We start from the raw sequence: 19,453 nt of genomic DNA, 5'->3' as shown, positions 1-19,453 counted from the left end.
CTCGCCACGGTCCTGGCCGAGGTGGCACCCGCGGAAGGCCGTATCCCGTTCTACTCCGCGGTGAACGCCTCGCCTATATCGGGTGAGGAGCTGGATGCCGCCTACTGGTTCGAGAACCTCCGCAACACGGTGCGGTTCGAGGAAGCCGTCCAGGCACTGGTCGCCGACGGGCACGGCGTCTTCGTCGAGTGCAGTGCGCACCCCGTACTGACGCCTGGAATCGAGGACACCGCGCAGGAAGCGGGCAGCCCCGTCGTAGTGACCGGGACCCTCCGCCGCGACGAAGGCGGCTGGCCCCGCTTCGCGCAGTCCCTCGCCCAACTCTGGTCACACGGCGTCCCGGTGGACTGGAGCACCCTGCTCCCGGCCGGCCGGCGGGTCGATCTGCCCACCTACGCCTTCCAGCACAAGCGCTACTGGCCCTCCGGTGTGTTCTTCGGCGGGGATGCCTCGGGACTCGGACTCGATGCGGCCGATCATCCGCTGCTCGGCGCCGCCCTGGCGCTGCCGGACTCCGATGGCTTCCTCTTCAGCGGCCGGCTGTCGCTGGCCACCCACCCCTGGCTGGCCGATCACTCCGTCATGGACACCGTGCTGCTCCCCGGGACCGGACTGGTGGAGCTCGCCATCCGGGCCGGTGACCAGGTCGGCTGCGATCTGCTGGAGGAACTCACCCTTGAGGCCCCGCTGATCATCCCGGCGACCGGAGGTCTGCAACTCCGCGTCACCGTCGGCGAGTCCGATGCGGACGGGCGCCGGGAACTCGCCGTGTACTCCCGTGCCGAGGAGGCTCCGGCAGACCAGCAATGGACCCGGCACGCCACCGGCCTGCTCGCGCTGGGTGCCGAGCCGGTGGACTTCGGCGAGGAGAGCTGGCCTCCCCTCGGCGCCGAGCCGGTCTCCGTGACCGGCGTGTACGACGAGTTCGCCGCGGTGGGTATGGCTTACGGCCCGGTTTTCCAGGGCCTGGGCGCAGCCTGGCGGCGTGGTGAGGAGATCTTCGCCGAGGTCGCCCTGCCGGAGGACATGGCTGCCGACGCGGCGAAGTTCGGGCTGCATCCGGCCCTGCTCGACTCCGCGCTGCATGCGATCGGTCTGCACCCGGCCACCGAGGCCGGGGGCCACGGCGCCCAGCTGCCTTTCGCCTGGAACACGGTCCGTCTGCACGCCGTAGGAGCGGCCGCACTCCGGGTGAAACTGAGCCCGGCCGGCGGCGGATTCTCGGTCCTGGTGGCTGATGGCACGGGAACCGTGGTTGCCTCCGTCGACTCCCTGGTGACCAGGCCGGTGACCGCCGGCCAGCTCAACGAAGGCACGAGCACCGATGCCCTGTTCACCGTGGAGTGGCCGGAGTTGCCGCTTCGGTCTGAGCCGGTGGAGGTGCCCGAGCATGTCGTGCTGGCGGTGCCTGGCGCAGATGGTGCGTTGGAGGTGCCGCAGGCGGTCCGGGCCACGGTGGGCCGGGTGCTGGAGAGTGTGCAGTCCTGGCTGGCTGATGAGCGTTCCACGCGTTCGAAGCTGGTGGTCGCGACCCGTGGTGCGGTGTCGGTGGCGGGAGAACCGCTGGATGCGGTGGGCGGCGCGGTGTGGGGTCTGCTGCGTTCCGCGCAGAGTGAGAACCCGGATCAGTTTGTGCTCATCGACCTTGACGAGCAGCAGTCCTCGGTGGACGCCATCGCCGCGGCGGTTGCCTCGGGTGAGCCGCAGTTGGCCGTTCGCGACGGTGTGGTTTCCGTGCCGCGGCTGGCGAGGTCCGTACCGTCGGACGCGGACAGTGCGCCGGTGTGGGACACCGAGGGGACAGTGCTGATCACGGGTGGTACGGGCACGCTGGGTGCACTGTTCGCCCGGCACCTCGTTTCCGAACACGGCGTCCGCAGCCTGGTGTTGACCAGCCGTCGTGGTCTGGACGCTGATGGCGCCCAGGAGTTGCGGTCCGAGCTGACTGAGCTGGGTGCCCGGGTTGATGTGGTCGCCTGCGACGCGGCTGATCGGGACGCGCTGGCGGCGGTGCTGGCAGGTATCCCGGCCGACGCCCCGCTGACGGGTGTGGTGCACACCGCCGGTGTCCTGGACGACGGCATCATCGGCTCGCTGACTCCGGAACGCCTCGACACCGTGCTTCGGCCGAAGGTGGATGCGGCCTGGAACCTGCACGAGCTGACCCAGGACCTGGACCTCTCGGCGTTCGTGCTGTTCTCCTCGGCCGCCGGTGTGCTCGGCAGCGCCGGGCAGGGCAACTACGCCGCGGCCAATACATTCCTCGACGCTCTCGCTCAGCACCGTCGTCTCAGTGGCCTGCCGGGTACCTCCCTGGCCTGGGGATTCTGGGCGGAGCGCAGTGCCATGACCCGCGAGGTCGGCTCCGCCGATGTCCGGCGGATGGCGCGCGGTGGTGCGCTTGCGCTCGACCAGGCCGAGGGTGTGGCCCTGTTCGACCTCGCCTGTGCCGCGCCCGGCTCCGGCCTGCTCGTACCGATCCGGCTCGACCTGCGGGGTCTGGCCGCTTCCGGCGCGGTGCCGGCGGTGCTGCGGAACGTCGTACGGGTGCCGGTGCGGCGCGCCACCGCAGCGGCCGGTGAGGCCGCGTCCCTGCGGGAGCGGCTGGCCGGGCTGCCGGCCGAGGACGGTGCGGAGCTGCTGCTCGACCTGGTGACCACTCAGGTCGCGGCCGTACTGGGCTACGAGGACTCCGGCGCGGTGCGTACGGACCAGGTGTTCAAGGATCTCGGTTTTGATTCGCTGACCGCCGTGGAGCTGCGGAACCGGCTGACCGGGGCCACCGGGCTGCGGCTGCCCGCCACCTTGGTGTTCGACTATCCGACGCCCCTCGCACTCACCGACTGTCTGCGTCGCGAACTGCTGGAGGAGGAAGCGGCGGTCGTGCCCACCGCGCGGGCCGCCGCCACGGACGAGGAGGCCATCGCGATCGTCGGCATGGCCTGCCGGTACCCCGGTGGTGTCACCTCGCCCGAGGAGCTCTGGCAGCTGCTGGCGGACGGTACCGATGCCATCGGTGAGTTCCCCGCCGACCGTGGCTGGGACCTCGACCGGCTCTATGACCCCGAACCCGGTCTGCCCGGCAAGACCTACACCCGTGAGGGCGGATTCCTTTACGACGCGGGCGAGTTCGATCCCGCATTCTTCGGGATCTCCCCGCGCGAGGCGCTGGCCATGGACCCGCAGCAGCGGCTCCTGCTGGAGATGTCCTGGGAGGCCGTCGAGCGGGCCGGGATCGCCCCGGCCTCCCTGCACGGCAGCCGGACCAGTGTCTTCGCCGGCATCATGTACCACGACTACGGCTTGCAGACCGACTCCATACCGGAGGAGGTCGAAGGACACCTCGGTACGGGGACGTCCGGCAGTGTCGCCTCCGGCCGGGTGGCATACACCTTCGGTTTTGAAGGGGCCGCGGTCACGGTGGACACGGCCTGCTCCTCTTCGCTGGTGGCGCTGCATCAGGCGATGCAGGCGCTGCGGGCGGGGGAGTGCGAGCTCGCGCTGGCGGGTGGCGCCTCGGTGATGGCGACCCCGGGCACCTTTGTCGACTTCTCGCGGCAGCGGAACCTCGCGATCGACGGCCGGGTCAAGGCATTCGCCTCGGGCGCGGACGGCACCACCCTCGCTGAGGGCGGCGGAATGCTGCTGGTGGAGCGGCTGTCGGACGCCCGGCGTAACGGCCATCCGGTGCTTGCGGTGGTGCGGGGTTCGGCGGTGAACCAGGACGGTGCGTCCAACGGTCTGACGGCGCCGAACGGTCCGTCGCAGCAGCGAGTCATCCGTCAGGCGCTCGCCAATGCCGGACTCGACGCCTCGGATGTGGACGCGGTGGAGGCGCACGGCACCGGTACGACGCTGGGCGACCCGATCGAGGCCCAGGCGCTGCTCGCCACGTACGGCCAGGACCGCGAAGAGCCGCTGTGGCTGGGCACGGTCAAGTCGAACATCGGGCACACCCAGGCCGCGGCCGGCGTCGCCGGCGTGATGAAGATGGTCCTTGCCATGCGGCGCGGTGTACTTCCGCGGACCCTGCATGTCGATGAACCCTCCTCGCACGTCGACTGGACGGCCGGTGCGGTCGAACTGCTCACCGAGGCGCGCGACTGGCCGGCCACCGGGCGGCCGCGCCGGGCAGGCGTGTCCTCCTTCGGTATCAGCGGCACCAATGCGCATGTCGTGCTGGAAGAGGCGCCCGGAACGGTGGCCGAGGAGCCCACGGTGAACGGCTCCGGCTCGGACACTGGCACCGATACTGGCTCCGACCCCGGCTCGGACACTGGCTCCGACACCGGCGTCGTGCCCTGGGTGCTCTCGGCCCGCTCCGCGGAGTCCCTCGCCGCACAGGCCGGACGGCTGGCGTCCTTCGTGGCAGCACAGCCGGAGCTGAGCCCGGCCGACATCGGGTTCTCGCTGGTCACCACCCGTACCCCACTGGACCACCGCGCGGTGGTCCTGGGCACCGACCGTACGGAACTCCTCGCCGCCCTCCGGAACGTCACCCCGGACGCAAACGTCATCGGCGACCCACGACTCGGTGTGCTGTTCACCGGCCAGGGCGCCCAGCGACTGGGCATGGGCCGTGAGCTGTACGACGCCTTCCCGGTGTTTGCCCGGGCCTGGGACGAGGTGTGCGGGGAACTGGACGGTCTGCTGCCTCGGCCCTTGCGTGAAGTGGTGTGGGGCGAGGGAGACCTGCTCGATCAGACTCAGTACGCGCAGGCGGCGCTGTTCGCTCTTGAAGTCGCGCTCTACCGGCTCGTCGAGTCCCTGGGTGTGGCTCCGGCCGTACTGCTGGGTCACTCCATTGGAGAGGTCACTGCCGCCTACCTGGCGGGTGTCTGGTCGCTGGCGGATGCGGCAAAGCTGGTCGCCGCGCGTGGACGCCTGATGCAGGCCCTGCCCGCCGACGGCGTCATGGTCTCGGTGCGGGCCTCGGAGGACGAGGTCACGCCGCTGCTGGACGGCTGCGCTCAGGTCGGTATCGCTGCGGTCAACGGTCCGGAGTCCGTCGTCCTCTCCGGCGCCGAGACCGAGATGGACCAGGTCATCACCGCCCTGGAGGCCGAGGGCCGCAAGGTCAAGCGGCTGCGGGTGAGCCATGCCTTCCACTCGCCCCTGATGGACCCGATGCTGGCCGAGTTCCGCACGGTCCTGAACCAACTCACCTACTCCGACGCCCAGTTGCCGGTCGTCTCGAACGTGACCGGCTCGCTGGCCGACCCCGCCGAACTCCGCGACCCCGAGTACTGGGTGCGCCACGTCCGCGAAGCCGTCCGTTTCCATGACGGCATCCAGGCCGCCCACGCCGACGGAGGCGTCACCACCTTCCTCGAACTCGGCCCGGACGGCGTCCTGTCCGCCATGGGACAGGACTGCCTACCGCAGACCGCCACAGCAACCGCCCCCACCACCCTCCAGCCCAGCCTCCGCAAGGACCGTCCCGAACCCGTCGCCCTGCTGCATGCTCTCGGGGTTGTCCACGCCCGGGGCGTCCCGGTGGACTGGACGCCGCTGTTCCCGGGCGCCCGCACCGTGGAGCTGCCGACCTACGCCTTCCAGCGTCGGCGCTACTGGTTGGAGGGGACCACCGGGGCCGGCGACATGACGGCCGCCGGGCTGGGCAATGCCGAGCACCCGCTGCTCGGTGCCACCGTGACGCTGCCGGATGCCGTCGTCCTCAGTGGGCGGCTGTCCCTGGCCACGCATCCGTGGCTGGCCGACCACACCGTCATGGACACCGTGCTGCTGCCGGGAACCGCTCTGGTCGAACTGGCCCTCCAGGCCGGAGACCGGCTCGGTTGTGACCTCATCGAGGAACTGACCCTTCAGGAGCCGCTGGTTCTGCCGGAGCGGGGCGGCGTGCAGCTGCGCGTCGTCGTCGCCGAGCCCGATGAGGACGGCGGCCGGCCACTGACCGTGTACTCCCGGTTGGAGGACGATGCGGAGGAGAGCTGGACCCGGCATGCCGTCGGTGTGCTGGCCGCCGGGAGCACCACCGTGCCGGTCGGCGAGGGCGCGGAGGTCTGGCCGCCGGCCGGGGCCGAGGCCGTCTCCGTGGACGGTTTCTACGACGAGCTGGCCGCCGCCGGCTTCGGCTACGGCCCCATGTTCCAAGGTGTCCAGGCCGCCTGGCGGCACGGGGACGCGGTGCACGCCGAGGTCACGCTGCCCGAGGACGCGACCGCCGATGCGGCGAAGTTCGCCCTGCACCCGGCCCTGCTCGATGCCGCGCTCCAGACCGTCGGACTGCTCGACGACGCCGCGGCGGGGCTGCCGTTCGCCTGGCGCGGGATCCGGTTGCACGCGGTGGGCGCCGGCTCGCTGCGTACGACGCTGACCCGGGACGGCGACGGTGTGCGGGTGAAGGTCTTTGACGCGACCGGTGCGCTCGTGGCCGGCATCGACGCGCTGACCGTCCGGCCGGTGCGTACCGAGCAACTGGCCGGTGGGCGCGGGGAGTCGATGCTTCAGCTGCGCTGGGCCGCGCTGCCCCTCCCGGACACCACGACGGTGCCGGCCGGGAACTGGGCCGTGCTGGACGAGAACGGGATCGGTCTGAAGGCCGTCCTCGACGCGCCCGCGGTCGACTGGCCCGCGCTCGCCGAGCTGGACGAGGTCCCGGACGTGGTGCTGTGGTCCGTGCCGGACACCGTGGGGGAGGGCCTGGCCGATAGTGCCCATGTCCTCGCGCGCCTGGTGCTGGAACGGCTCCAGAGCTGGCTCGCCGAGGAGCGGTACCAGGACGCGCGGTTGGTGATCCTGACCCGTGGTGCGGTGCTGCTGGACGGTGAGACGGTCTCCCCGGCGGCAGCGGCCGTCTGGGGGCTCGTCCGGTCCGCGCAGTCGGAGCATCCGGACCGGATCGTGCTGATCGATGTCGATGGCGATGCCCTCGGTGATTCCGATGCCGATGTCGATGCCGATGCCCTTGGTAATGAGGGCGCCGGACATGCCCTGCGCGCTGCCGTGGCCGGCGGTGAACCGCAGCTGGCCCTGCGCGGCGGGAGCGTTCTCGTGCCCAGGCTGGCCCGGTTCGCCGCGCCCGGACAGGCCGGACAGGAGGGTGCGCCGAGGTGGAATTCCGAGGGCACCGTACTGATCACCGGGGGCACCGGAGCCCTGGGGGCCTTGGTGGCGCGGCATCTGGTCACCGAACACGGAGTGCGAAAGCTGCTGTTGATGAGTCGTCAGGGGCTGGCGGCCGAGGGCGCCGCGGAGCTGCGTGCGGAACTCTGCGGGCTCGGTGCGCGCGCGGAGATCGTCGCCTGTGATGCGGCCGACCGGGACGCCCTGGCCCGGGTCCTGGACGGTCTGCCCGCCGACGCCCCGCTCACCGGGGTGGTGCACACGGCCGGTGTCCTGGACGACGGGGTGCTCGGTTCCCTCACCCCGGAGCGGCTCGACGCGGTGCTGGCGCCCAAGGTGGACGCCGCGGTGAACCTGCATGAACTCACCAAGGACCGTGAGCTCTCCGCGTTCATGCTGTTCTCCTCGGCGGCCGGGGTGCTCGGCGCCCCGGGACAGGCCAACTATGCGGCGGCCAACAGCTTCCTGGACGCCCTGGCCGGCTATCGCCGTTCGCTGGGCCTCCCGGCGGTCTCCCTCGCATGGGGACGCTGGGCCGGCACCAGTGAGATGACCGGCGGGCTCGACCAGTCCGACCTGCGGCGGATGAGCAGTGGCGGCATCGACGCGCTGACCTCCGCGGAGGGGCTCGCCCTGTTCGACGCCGGGACCGTCTCGGCGGAGAGCCTGCTGATTCCGGTACGGCTGAACACCGCCGCGCTGCACGCCCGGGCGGCCGACGGGATGCTGCCACCGGTCATGCGGGACCTGGTCCGGGCGCGCGTGCGCCGCTCCGCCGCCGGCGGGCAGGCCATGGCCGAGGACCTGCGCGGGCGCCTCGCCGGGCTCGGCGGTCCCGAGCGGCAGCAGCTGCTGCTCACCGTGGTGCGTACGCAGGTGGCCGCGGTCCTGGGTTACTCCGGGCCGGAAGAGGTTCCCGGCGGGCGGCCGTTCAGCGAGCTCGGTTTTGACTCGCTGACCGCTGTGGAGCTGCGCAACACCCTGACCGCGGTCACCGGACTGCGGCTGCCGGCCACCCTGGTCTTCGACTATCCGACCTCGGAAGTCCTCGCCGAAAAGCTCCGTGCGGAGCTGCTCGGCGAACGGGACGAACAGTCCGCCCTCCTCTCCGTCTTCGCCGGGCTCGACCGGCTGGAACTCTCGCTGCCCGAGATCGCCACGGACGAGGTCGCCCGGGACCGGCTCGCCGTCCGGCTCCAGAGCCTGCTGTCGGAGCTGGGCGGGGCGCAGGAGGACGACGGGGCCGGGACGGTCGCCGCGACGCTGGACGCGGCGAGCGACGACGAGGTCTTCGACTTCATTGAGCGAGAGTTCGGGAGTTCCTGATATGGCACGTGCACACGTCGCGGGCGTCACCTGGAGGGCCGCAGCAGATGGCGAATGAGGAGAAGCTCCGCGAGTACCTCAAGCGGATGACGGCCGAGCTCTACGAGACGCGTCAACGCCTTCAGGACGCCCAGGAGAAGAGCCATGAACCGCTCGCCATCGTCGGGATGAGCTGCCGGTACCCGGGCGGGGTGACCTCGCCCGAGGAGCTGTGGCGGCTGCTCGACTCCGGTGGCGAGGGAATCACCGGATTCCCCGACGACCGCGGCTGGGACACCGAGGGTCTGTACGACCCGACGGGCCGGGCCGAGGGCACGTCGTACGCGAAGGAAGGCGGCTTCCTGCACGAGGCGGCCGACTTCGACCCCGCCTTCTTCGGGATCAGCCCCAAGGACGCGCCCGCGGTGGACCCGCAGCAGCGGCTGCTCCTGGAGACGTCCTGGGAGGCCCTGGAGCGGGCCGGGATCGATCCGGCGAGCCTGCGCGGCAGCCGGACCGGGGTGTTCGCCGGGCTCATGTACCACGACTACTTCGGCAGCACGAGTTCCGGGTCCGCGCTCTCCGGCCGGGTCGCCTACCACTTCGGCTTCGAGGGCCCCGCGATCACCGTGGACACCGCGTGCTCGTCGTCGCTGGTGGCGCTGCATCTGGCCGGGCACGCCCTCCGCAAGGGCGACTGTTCGCTGGCCCTGGTCGGCGGGGTGACCGTGATGGCCACCCCGTGGACCTTCATCGAGTTCTCCCGGCAGCGCGGGCTGGCCGCGGACGGCCGGTGCAAGTCCTTCGCGGACGCGGCCGACGGCACCGGCTGGGCCGAGGGCGCCGGTGTGCTGCTGGTGGAGAAGCTCTCCGACGCCCGGCGGAACGGACACCCGGTGCTGGCCGTGGTGCGCGGTACCGCGGTGAACTCCGACGGCGCCTCGAACGGGCTGAGCGCCCCGAACGGCCCCGCCCAGCAGCGGGTCATCGAACAGGCCCTGGTCAACGCGGGACTGGCCCCCGGCCAGATCGACGCGGTCGAGGCACATGGCACCGGTACCACCCTCGGTGACCCCATCGAGGCGCAGGCGCTGCTGGCGTCGTACGGACAGGACCGGGAGCGGCCGCTGTGGCTCGGCTCGGTCAAGTCGAACCTCGGGCACACCCAGGCCGCCGCCGGGGTCGCCGGCATCATCAAGATGGTGCTGGCCATGCGGCACGGCGTGCTGCCCAAGACGCTGCACGTGGACCGGCCCTCCAGCCATGTGGACTGGACCGCGGGCGCGGTGGAGCTGCTCACCGAGGCGCGCGAGTGGCCGCGGACCGGGCAGCCCCGGCGGGCCGCGGTGTCCTCCTTCGGGTTCAGCGGCACCAATGCGCATGTGGTGCTGGAGCAGGCCGAAGCGGTGGCGGCCGTCGGGACCGACACCGGGGCCGAGGACGGGGCGGAGGCCGCCGCGGAGCCGGTGCCGACCGCCGGGCCGGTGCCCTGGGTGCTGTCCGCCCGTTCCGAAGAGGCGCTCGCCGCCCAGGCCGCCCGGGTCGGCTCGTTCGCCGAGGACCGGCCGGAGACCACGCCGGCGGACATCGGCTGGTCGCTGGTCAACACCCGCTCCGCGCTGGAACACCGCGCGGTGGTCCTCGGTGCCGACCGGGACGGACTGCTGTCCGCCGCCCGGGGGCTGGCCGCCGGACGGCGCCCGGCCGGAGTGGTCGCCGATGTCGTCGCCGACGGCAAGCTCGGTGTGCTGTTCACCGGGCAGGGCTCCCAACGGCCCGGGATGGGCCGGGAACTGTATGCGGCGTACCCGGTGTTCGCCCGCGCCTTCGACGAGGTCTGTGCCGCGTTCGACGGCCGGCTGCCGAAGCCGCTGCGCGAGGTCGTGCACGGCGCGGGCGAACTCCTCGACCAGACGCAGTACACCCAGGCCGCCCTGTTCGCCCTTGAGGTCGCGCTGTACCGGCTGACCGAATCCTGGGGCCTGGCGCCGGACCTCCTGATGGGCCACTCCATCGGTGAGATCACCGCCGCCCATGTGGCCGGAGTCTGGTCGCTGGCGGACGCCGCCACCCTGGTGGCGGCCCGTGGCCGGCTGATGCAGGAACTCCCCTCCGGCGGCGCCATGGTGTCGGTACGGGCCACCGAGGACGAGGTCCGCCCCCTGCTGGCGGGCGAGGACCAGGCCGGTCTCGCGGCCGTCAACGGGCCCGAGTCCGTGGTGCTGTCCGGTGCCGAGGACGCGGTCGGCCGGATCGCCGCCGAACTGTCCTCGCGCGGCCGCAAGGTGAAGCGGCTGCGGGTCAGCCATGCCTTCCACTCGCCGCTGATGGAACCCATGCTCGACGCCTTCCGCGCGGTCGCGAAGGGCCTCACCTACGCCGAGCCCCGGATGCCCGTGGTGTCCAACGTGACCGGACGGCTCGCCACCGCCCAGGAACTGTGCGACCCCGAGTACTGGGTGCGGCACGTCCGCGAGGCGGTGCGCTTCCACGACGGCCTGCTCGCCGGGCACGCCGAAGGGGTCACCACCTTCCTCGAACTCGGGCCCGGCGGGGTGCTCTCCGCCATGGGCCAGGACTGTCTGCCCGGTCACGACACCGTCCGGTTCCTGCCCGCGCTGCGCGAGAACCGCACCGAACCCGTCGCGCTGCTGGAGGCGGTGGGCGGGGCGTACGCCCGTGGCGCCACCGTGGACTGGAACCCGCTGCTCACCGGAGCCCGGCGGGTCGAGCTGCCCACCTACCCCTTCCAGCGGCGGCGGTACTGGCTGGACGAAGCGGCCGTCACCGGCGAGCCGGACCGTCCGGCCGCCGCGGACGACGCCCGGTTCTGGGACCTGGTCGCCCGCGAGAACCTCCCCGAACTGCTGCACACCCTGGAGCTGGACGAGGACCAGCCGCTCGGTGCGATCCTGCCGGCGCTGTCCGCCTGGCGCCGGCGTCAGGAGCACGAGTCCACGGTGGACAAGTGGGCCTACCGGATCTCCTGGAAGCCGGTTCCGGCCGGCGCCGCCGCGCTCACCGGCACCTGGCTCCTCGCCGGACCGGACGAGGACGACCGCCTCGCGGACGCCCTCACCGCGCACGGCGCCCAGGTGGCACGTCTCGCCCTCGGCGGCAGCCGTGAGGAACTCGCCACCGCCCTGGCGGAACTCGGCGGCGAGATCGCCGGAGTGCTGGCCCGGCCGACCGTCACCGAGGCACTGGCCCTGGTACAGGCGCTGGGCGACGCGGGTATCGGCGCGCCCCTGTGGTGCGTCACGAGCGGGGCGGTGTCGACCGGCGCGGCGGACCCGCTGCGGGAGCCGGAGTTCGCCCAGGTATGGGGGCTCGGCCGGACCGTCGCCCTGGAACGGTCCGACCGCTGGGGCGGACTCATCGACCTGCCCGCGGAACTCGACCGGACCGCGGCGGCCCGGCTCTGTGCCGTCCTCAGCGGCGCCGGTGACGAGGACCAGCTCGCCATCAGGCCGGCCGGGGTGTTCGCCCGCCGGCTGGTCCGCGCCCGCCTCGACCGGGACGCCGCGCCCTGGAAGCCCCGGGGCACCGTACTGATCACCGGCGGCACCGGTGCGCTCGGCGCCGCGTCCGCCCGCTGGCTCGCCGCCAACGGGGCCGAGCACCTGGTGCTCACCAGCCGCCGTGGCCCGGACGCCCCCGGCAGCAGCGAACTCGCCGCGGAACTCACCGCGCTGGGCGCCGAGGTCACCCTCGCCGCCTGCGACGTGGCCGACCGGGAGAGCCTCGCCCGGCTGCTCGACGGACTGCCCGAACCCCCGTCGGCGGTGCTGCACATCGCCGGCACCGGCGGGCCGGTCATGCCGGTCACCGAGCTCGGTGAAGCGGACCTCGACGGGGTTCTCGCCTCCAAGGTCGCCGGTGCGGCCCACCTTGACGCCCTTCTCGGGGACCGGCAGCTGGACGCGTTCGTGCTGTTCTCCTCCGTCGCCGGGGTCTGGGGCAGCGGCGGCCAGGCCGGTTACGGCGCGGCCAACGCCTACCTCGACGCCCTCGCCGAACAGCGCCGGGCCCGCGGACTCACCGCCACCTCGGTGGCCTGGGCCCCCTGGGGCGGGGGCGGCCTCGCGGAGGACGCCGCCGTACAGGACCAGCTCCGTCAGCGCGGACTGCCCGCGATGGCGCCGGAACTGGCCATCAGCGCGCTGGCCGCGGCGCTCGGCCAGGACGAGACCTGTCTGACCGTCGCCGATGTCGACTGGGACCGGTTCATCCCCGGCTTCACCTTCGTCCGGCCGAGCCCGCTGTTCGCCGGAGTGCCCGAGGCCCGCGGTCTGCTGAGCGGGGGTGACGGCCCGGCGGTCGCCGATTCGGCGCTGCGCCGGGAACTCGCCGGGCTGACCGACGCCGACCGGGACAAGGCGCTGCTGGACTTCGTCCGCACCCAGATAGCGGACGTGCTCGGCTACGACAGTCCCGAACTCGTCGATCCGGCACGGGCGTTCAAGGACCTGGGCTTCGACTCGCTGAGCGCGGTGGAGTTCCGCAACCGGCTCACCACCGCGTCGGGGCTGACCCTGCCCGCCACGATGATCTTCGACTATCCGACCCCGGCGGTCCTCGTCCGCCATCTGCGGGACGAGATCACGGACTCCGCCGGCACCCCGTCGGCCACTCCGACCGCCGTCGCGGCGTCCGACGAACCGATCGCCATCGTCGGCATGGGCTGCCGGCTGCCCGGCGGCGTACGGAACCCGGAGCAGCTGTGGCAGCTCCTGGCCGAGGGGCGGGACGGGATCACCCCGTTCCCCGCCGACCGGGGCTGGGACACCGAGGGGATGTACGACAGCGACCCCGACCAGGCCGGTGCCAGCTATGTGCGGCACGGCGGTTTCATCGACGGCCTGGCCGAATTCGACGCCGGCTTCTTCGAGATCAGCCCGCGTGAGGCGCTCTCGATGGACCCGCAGCAGCGGCTGCTGCTCGAAGTGGCCTGGGAGGCCATCGAGGCCGCCGGGATCGACCCGGCGACCGTGCACGGCACCGACACCGGCGTCTTTGTCGGCGCCAACGGCAACGACTACATGAGCGTCCTGGCCGGCGCCGGACAGGGACCCGACGGGTTCCTGGGCACCGGCACCAGCTACAGCGTGATGTCCGGCCGGGTCGCCTACGCCCTCGGCCTCGAAGGCCCCACGATGACCATCGACAGCGCCTGCTCGTCCTCGCTGGTGGCGCTGCATCTCGCGGCCGCCGCCCTGCGGTCGGGGGAGTGCTCGCTGGCCCTGGCCGGCGGCGTGACGCTGATGACCACCCCCGGCTCCTTCATCGAGTTCAGCCGGCTGCGCGGACTGGCCCCCGACGGCCGGTGCAAAGCCTTCGCCGAGGGTGCCGACGGCACCAACTGGGGCGAGGGCGTCGGTGTCCTGCTCGTCGAGCGGCTCTCCGACGCGGTGCGCAACGGCCATCCGGTGCTCGCCGTGGTCCGTGGTTCCGCGATCAACCAGGACGGTGCCTCGAACGGCCTGACCGCGCCCAACGGGCCCTCCCAGGCCCGGGTGATCCGGCAGGCCCTCGCCGCCGCCGGTCTCGCAGCGTCCGAGGTGGACGCGGTGGAGGCACACGGCACCGGCACCCGCCTCGGCGACCCCATCGAGGCGCAGGCGCTGCTCAGCACGTACGGGGCGGAGCGCGACGGGGACCGGCCGCTGTGGCTCGGTTCGGTGAAGTCGAACATCGGGCACACCCAGGCCGCCGCCGGGGTCGCCGGCGTGATCAAGATGGTGCTCGCCATGCGGCACGGGCTGCTGCCGCAGACGCTGCATGTGGACGCGCCCTCGACCCATGTGGACTGGTCCAGCGGCGCGGTGGAACTGGTCACCGCGCCCCGGGCCTGGCCCGAACTGGACCGGCCCCGGCGCGCCGGGGTGTCCTCCTTCGGCTTCAGCGGCACCAACGCCCATCTGATCCTGGAGCAGGCCCCGGACCTTCCGGCGCCCCCCGTGGACGACGCGGTGGCGGACGGACCGCTGCCGTGGGTGCTCTCCGGCAAGACCCCGCAGGCACTGGCCGCCCAGGCCGCACGGCTCGCGGAGCACCTCACGGCCGCCCCGGACACCGCGCCCGGCGACCTCGCCTGGTCGCTGCTCACCTCCCGGTCGGCCTTCGAGCACCGGGCCGCGGTGATCGGCACCGACCTTGACGACCTCCGGCGCGGCCTGGCGGCGCTGGCCTCCGGTGCCGCCGGGGCCGAGGTGGTAACCGGCACGGCCACCACCGGTGCGCTCGCGGTGATGTTCACCGGCCAGGGCGCCCAGCGGGCCGGCATGGGCGCCGGCCTGCACCGCCGCTACCCGGTCTTCGCGCGGGCCTTCGACGAGGCCGCCGCCGAACTGGACCGGTGGCTGCCGCGGCCGCTCCGGGAGATCGTCTGGGCCGAACCCGGCTCCCCGGACGCCGCGTTACTGGACCGGACCCAGTACACCCAGGCCGCCCTGTTCGCGGTCGAGGTCGCCCTGTACCGGCTGCTGGAGTCCTGGGGCGTCCGCCCCGACCGGCTGGTCGGCCACTCCATCGGTGAAGTGGTCGCGGCCCATGTGGCCGGGGTGTGGTCGCTGCCGGACGCCTGCGCCCTGGTCGCCGCGCGCGGCCGGCTGATGCAGGAACTGCCCGCCGAGGGCGCGATGGTGTCGGTCCGCACCACCGAGGACGAGGTCACCGCACTGCTCGCCGGGCGCGAGCACGAGGTCGGTATCGCGGCCGTGAACGGCCCCGCCTCCGTGGTCATCTCCGGAGCGGAGAAGGCCGTACTGGAGGTCGCGGAAACCCTCGCCGCCGCGGGGGTCACCACCAAGCGGCTGACGGTCAGCCATGCCTTCCACTCCCCCCTGATGGAACCGATGCTGGACGCCTTCCGGCGGACCGTGGCCGGGCTGACCTTCCGGGCGCCGCGCATCGAGATCGTGTCCAACGTGACCGGCCGGCCGCTCACCGCGGAGGAGGCGTGCTCGCCGGACTACTGGGTCGGCCATGTCCGCGGTGCGGTGCGGTTCTGCGACGGGGTGCGCGCCCTGGAGGCCGCCGGGGTGCGGACCTTCCTCGAAGTCGGCCCGGACGGCGTGCTGTCCGGGATGGGCCAGGAGTGCGTGACCGGCGAGGACACCGTGCTGGTGCCGACGCTGCGCCGGGACCGCGCCGAGGACGGGGCCGCGGTGACCGCGCTGGCCCGGCTGCGGCTGCGGGGCGTCCCGGTCGACTGGACGGCCTTCTTTTCCGGACGCGGTGCGCGGCGGGTGGACCTGCCCACCTACGCCTTCCAGGGTGAGCGCTACTGGCCGCGGCCCTCCGGCACGGCCGGTGATGTCACCGCCGCCGGACTGGGCGCCGCCGGTCATCCGCTGCTCGGCGCCGCCGTCGCGGTGGCCGGCTCCGACGAGGTCCTGTTCACCGGGCGGATCGGCACCCACAGCCACCCCTGGCTCGCCGACCACGCCATCGGCGACCTGGTCCTGCTGCCCGGCACCGCGTTCGTCGAAATGGCGATACGGGCCGGTGACGAGGTCGGCTGCGGACTGCTGGAGGAACTGACGCTGGCGGCGCCGCTGGCGCTGCCCGAGCGGGGCGCGGTCCGGCTCCAGGTCGTGGTCGGCGCCGCCGACGAGGACGGCCGCCGCTCGCTGAGCGTGCACTCCCAGCCGGAGTCGGCCGCCGCCGAGCAGGACTGGACCCGGCACGCCACCGGCGTCCTGGCCCCCGCCGGCGCCCCCGGCGGCTACGCCGAAACGGCCTGGCCCCCGGCCGGCGCCGAGCCCGTCGACACCGCCGACTACTACCCGCGGCTGGCCGAGGCCGGCATGCACTACGGCCCGGTCTTCCAGGGCCTGCGGGCGGCCTGGCGGCGCGGCGAGGAGGTCTTCGCCGAGGTCGCCCTGCCCGAGGCGGCGGCCGAGGACGCCGGTTCCTTCGGGCTGCATCCCGCCCTGCTGGACGCCGCGCTGCACGCGGCCGGGCTGGGGTCCTTCTTCGACGGTGAAGGGGGCGCACGGCTCCCGTTCGCCTGGAGCGGTCTGACGCTGCACGCGGCCGGCGCCGCCACCTTGCGGGTGCGGATCGCACCGGCCGGGACGGACGCCGTCTCGGTGGCCGCCGCGGACGAGACGAACACCCCGGTCGCCACCGTGGAGTCCCTGGTCCTGCGCAGCCAGGACCCGGCCGCCACGGCCCTGGCGCCGTCCCTGCCCGACTCGCTGTACCGGACCGACTGGCCGGCGCTCGCCGCCGAACCCGCCGACACCACGGCCTGGGCGACCCTCGGAGTGCTCGACGGGGCCCCGGAGACGGCCGTTCGGTACGCCGGCCTGGCCGCGCTGACCACCGCGCTCGACACCGGCACCCCGGCGCCGGAAGTGGTACTCGTCCCGTGCGCCGGCGACACCGATGCCGATGAACTCCCCCGTGAAATACGGTCGTTGACCGGGCGGATGCTGGAGCTGGCCCGGGACTGGCTGGCCGATGACCGCCTGGAGCACACGACCCTGGCCGTGGTCACCCGCGGCGCGGTCGCGACGCACGCCGACGAGGGCATCGCGGATCTCGCCGCGGCCCCGGTCTGGGGCCTGCTGCGGTCCGCGCAGTCGGAGAACCCGGAGCGGATCGTCCTGATCGACTCGGACGGTTCGGGCGGCCCGGAGCTGCTCGCCGCGGCGCTCGGCTCCGGGGAACCCCAACTGGCCGTACGTGCGGGCGAGTTGCGGACCCCGCGGCTGGCGTCGCTGGCCTCCGGCGGCACGCTGGTGCCACCGGCCCGCGGCGCGGCCTGGAAGCTGGACATCACCAGCGCCGGCACGTTCGACAACCTCGCGCTGGTGCCCTCGGACGCGGACCGCGCCCTGGTCCCCGGCGAGGTCCGGATCGGGGTGCGCGCGGCGGGGCTGAACTTCCGCGACGTCATGATCGCGCTCGGGATGTACCCGGAGAAGGCGGCCATGGGCATCGAGGCCGCCGGTGTGGTCCTCGAAGCCGGCCCCGAGGTCACCGACTTCGCCCCGGGCGACCGGGTGATCGGCATGTTCGCCGGGGCGTTCGGGCCGGTGGCCATCACCGATGGCCGGATGCTGGCGCGGATCCCCGACGACTGGTCCTACGTCCGGGCCGCCTCGGTGCCGATCGTCTTCTCCACCGCCTACTACGGCCTGGTGGAGCTCGGCGGACTCCAGGCCGGGGAGTCGGTGCTGGTGCACAACGCGGCCGGCGGAGTCGGCATGGCCGCCGTACAGCTGGCCCGGCACCTCGGCGCGGAGGTCTTCGGCACGGCCAGCACCGGAAAGTGGGACACCCTGCGCGCGAACGGTCTCGACGAGGAGCACATCGCCTCCTCCCGCGACCTGGACTTCGAGGAGAAGTTCCGCCGCACCACTGGCGGCCGCGGAATGGATGTCGTCCTGGACGCGCTGGCCCGGGAGTTCGTGGACGCCTCGCTGCGTCTGCTGCCCCGCGGCGGCCGGTTCCTGGAAATGGGCAAGACCGATGTGCGCACCCCCGAGGAGGTCGCGGCCGCCTACCCCGGTGTGGAGTACCAGGCATTCGACCTGATGATGGGCGCCGGTCCGCAGCGGGTCGGCGAGGTGCTGCGGGAGGTGGTGCGGCTGCTCGACTCCGGTGCGCTGCGGCCGGTCCCGGTCACCACCTGGGACGTCCGGCGGGCCCCGGACGCCTTCCGGTACCTCGCCAAGGCCCGACACACCGGCAAGCTCGTGCTGACCATGCCGGAAACCCTCGACGAAGGGGGCACGGTCCTCGTCACCGGCGGCACCGGCACCCTCGGCGGACTGGCCGCCCGGCGCCTGGTGCGCGAACACGGCGTCCGGCACCTCCTGTTGACCAGCCGCACCGGCCGGTCGGCGGACGGCGCACCGGAGCTGGAGAGCGAACTGCGCGCCCTCGGCGCCGAAGTGGAGATCGCCGCCTGTGACGCGGCCGACCGCGAGGCGCTGCGGGAGCTGCTCGCCGGCATCCCCGCCGACCGTCCGCTGACCGCGGTGGTGCACACCGCCGGAGTCCTGGACGACGGGGTGATCGGCTCGCTGACCCCGGAACGGCTCGACACGGTGCTGCGGCCCAAGGTGGACGCCGCGGTGAATCTGCACGAGCTCACCGCCGGCCAGGACCTCGCCGCCTTCGTCCTGTACTCCGCCGCCGCCGGCACCTTCGGCGGCGCCGGGCAGGGCAACTACGCGGCGGCGAATGTGTTCCTGGACGCGCTGGCCGCCCACCGGCGGGCCAACGGTCTGTCCGGCACCGCGCTGGCCTGGGGCCTGTGGGCGGAGACCAGCGGCATCACCCGGCATCTCGGCGAGGCCGATGTCCGGCGGATGAGCCGGGCCGGAATGCCCCCGCTGTCCACCGAAGAGGGCATGACGCTCTTCGACGCGGCACTGCGGGCCGACGAACCGGCGATGCTGCCGGCCCGGCTGGACGTCTCGGTGTTCCGCGGCGCCCCCGCCGAGGCCGTACCCCCGCTGCTGCGCGGGCTGGTGCGGACCCCGGCCCGGCGGACGGTGGCGGCGGCCACCCGCTCGGCGGACGACTTCGCCCAGCGGCTGACCGGCCTGACCGCCGAGGAGATCGACGGCGTGCTGCTGGACTTCGTCCGGGAACAGGCCGCGGCCGTCCTCGGCCACGGCTCGCCGGCCGCGGTGGAACCGGGCCGGGCGTTCAACGAGATGGGCTTCGACTCGCTGACCGCGGTCGAGTTCCGCAACCGGCTGAACGGGGCCGCCGGGCTCCGGCTGCCCGCCACGCTGGTCTTCGACTACCCCAACGCGGACGTGCTGGCGGCGCACCTCAAGGAGATGCTGGCCCCCGAGGCCGCCGATCCGGCCGCCGTGGTGCTCGGCGAACTCGAACGGCTGGAGAGCGCCCTCGCCGCGCTCTCCCCGGACGAGGGTGCCGGAGCCTCCATCGCCGGCCGGCTGAAGGCCCTCACCACAGCGTGGGAGGACCGGCGGTCCACGGCCGGCCCGACCGATGTCAAGGACAGGCTCCAAGCGGCGAGCACCGACGAGGTCTTCGCGTTCATCAACGACGAACTCGGACTCTCCTGATG

2 protein-coding genes and 1 pseudogene are annotated in these 19,453 nt (G+C 73.1%); all 3 read left to right on the top strand.

The annotated features are described in order from the left end of the window. Window positions 1–12 precede the first annotated feature (12 nt). Window positions 13–2,790, top strand: a pseudogene (locus ACFWJW_RS11530) (type I polyketide synthase); the annotation flags it as partial. Window positions 2,791–2,937: 147 nt separating this feature from the next. Continuing rightward, window positions 2,938–8,412 (top strand): SDR family NAD(P)-dependent oxidoreductase, encoded by a 5,475-nt coding sequence (locus tag ACFWJW_RS11525; protein ID WP_387238187.1) that lies wholly within the window; start codon window positions 2,938–2,940, stop codon window positions 8,410–8,412. A 47-nt stretch (window positions 8,413–8,459) separates the two neighbouring features. Beyond that, window positions 8,460–19,451 (top strand): type I polyketide synthase, encoded by a 10,992-nt coding sequence (locus ACFWJW_RS11520; protein ID WP_387238165.1) that lies wholly within the window; start codon window positions 8,460–8,462, stop codon window positions 19,449–19,451. The last annotated feature ends 2 nt before the right edge of the window (window positions 19,452–19,453 follow it).

Origin of the sequence: Streptomyces sp. NPDC127097 (assembly GCF_042724075.1) — a bacterium.
In the GTDB taxonomy this organism is placed as follows: domain Bacteria; phylum Actinomycetota; class Actinomycetes; order Streptomycetales; family Streptomycetaceae; genus Streptomyces.
The sequence above is the reverse complement of the archived record's forward strand: the minus strand, read 5'-3'. Positions and strand labels throughout refer to the sequence as shown.

Excerpts from the sequence above, each read along its gene's own strand:
- ACFWJW_RS11525 (WP_387238187.1), top strand. The coding sequence starts at position 2,938 with ATGGCCTGCCGGTACCCCGGTGGTGTCACCTCGCCCGAGGAGCTCTGG.
- ACFWJW_RS11520 (WP_387238165.1), top strand. The coding sequence starts at position 8,460 with ATGGCGAATGAGGAGAAGCTCCGCGAGTACCTCAAGCGGATGACGGCC.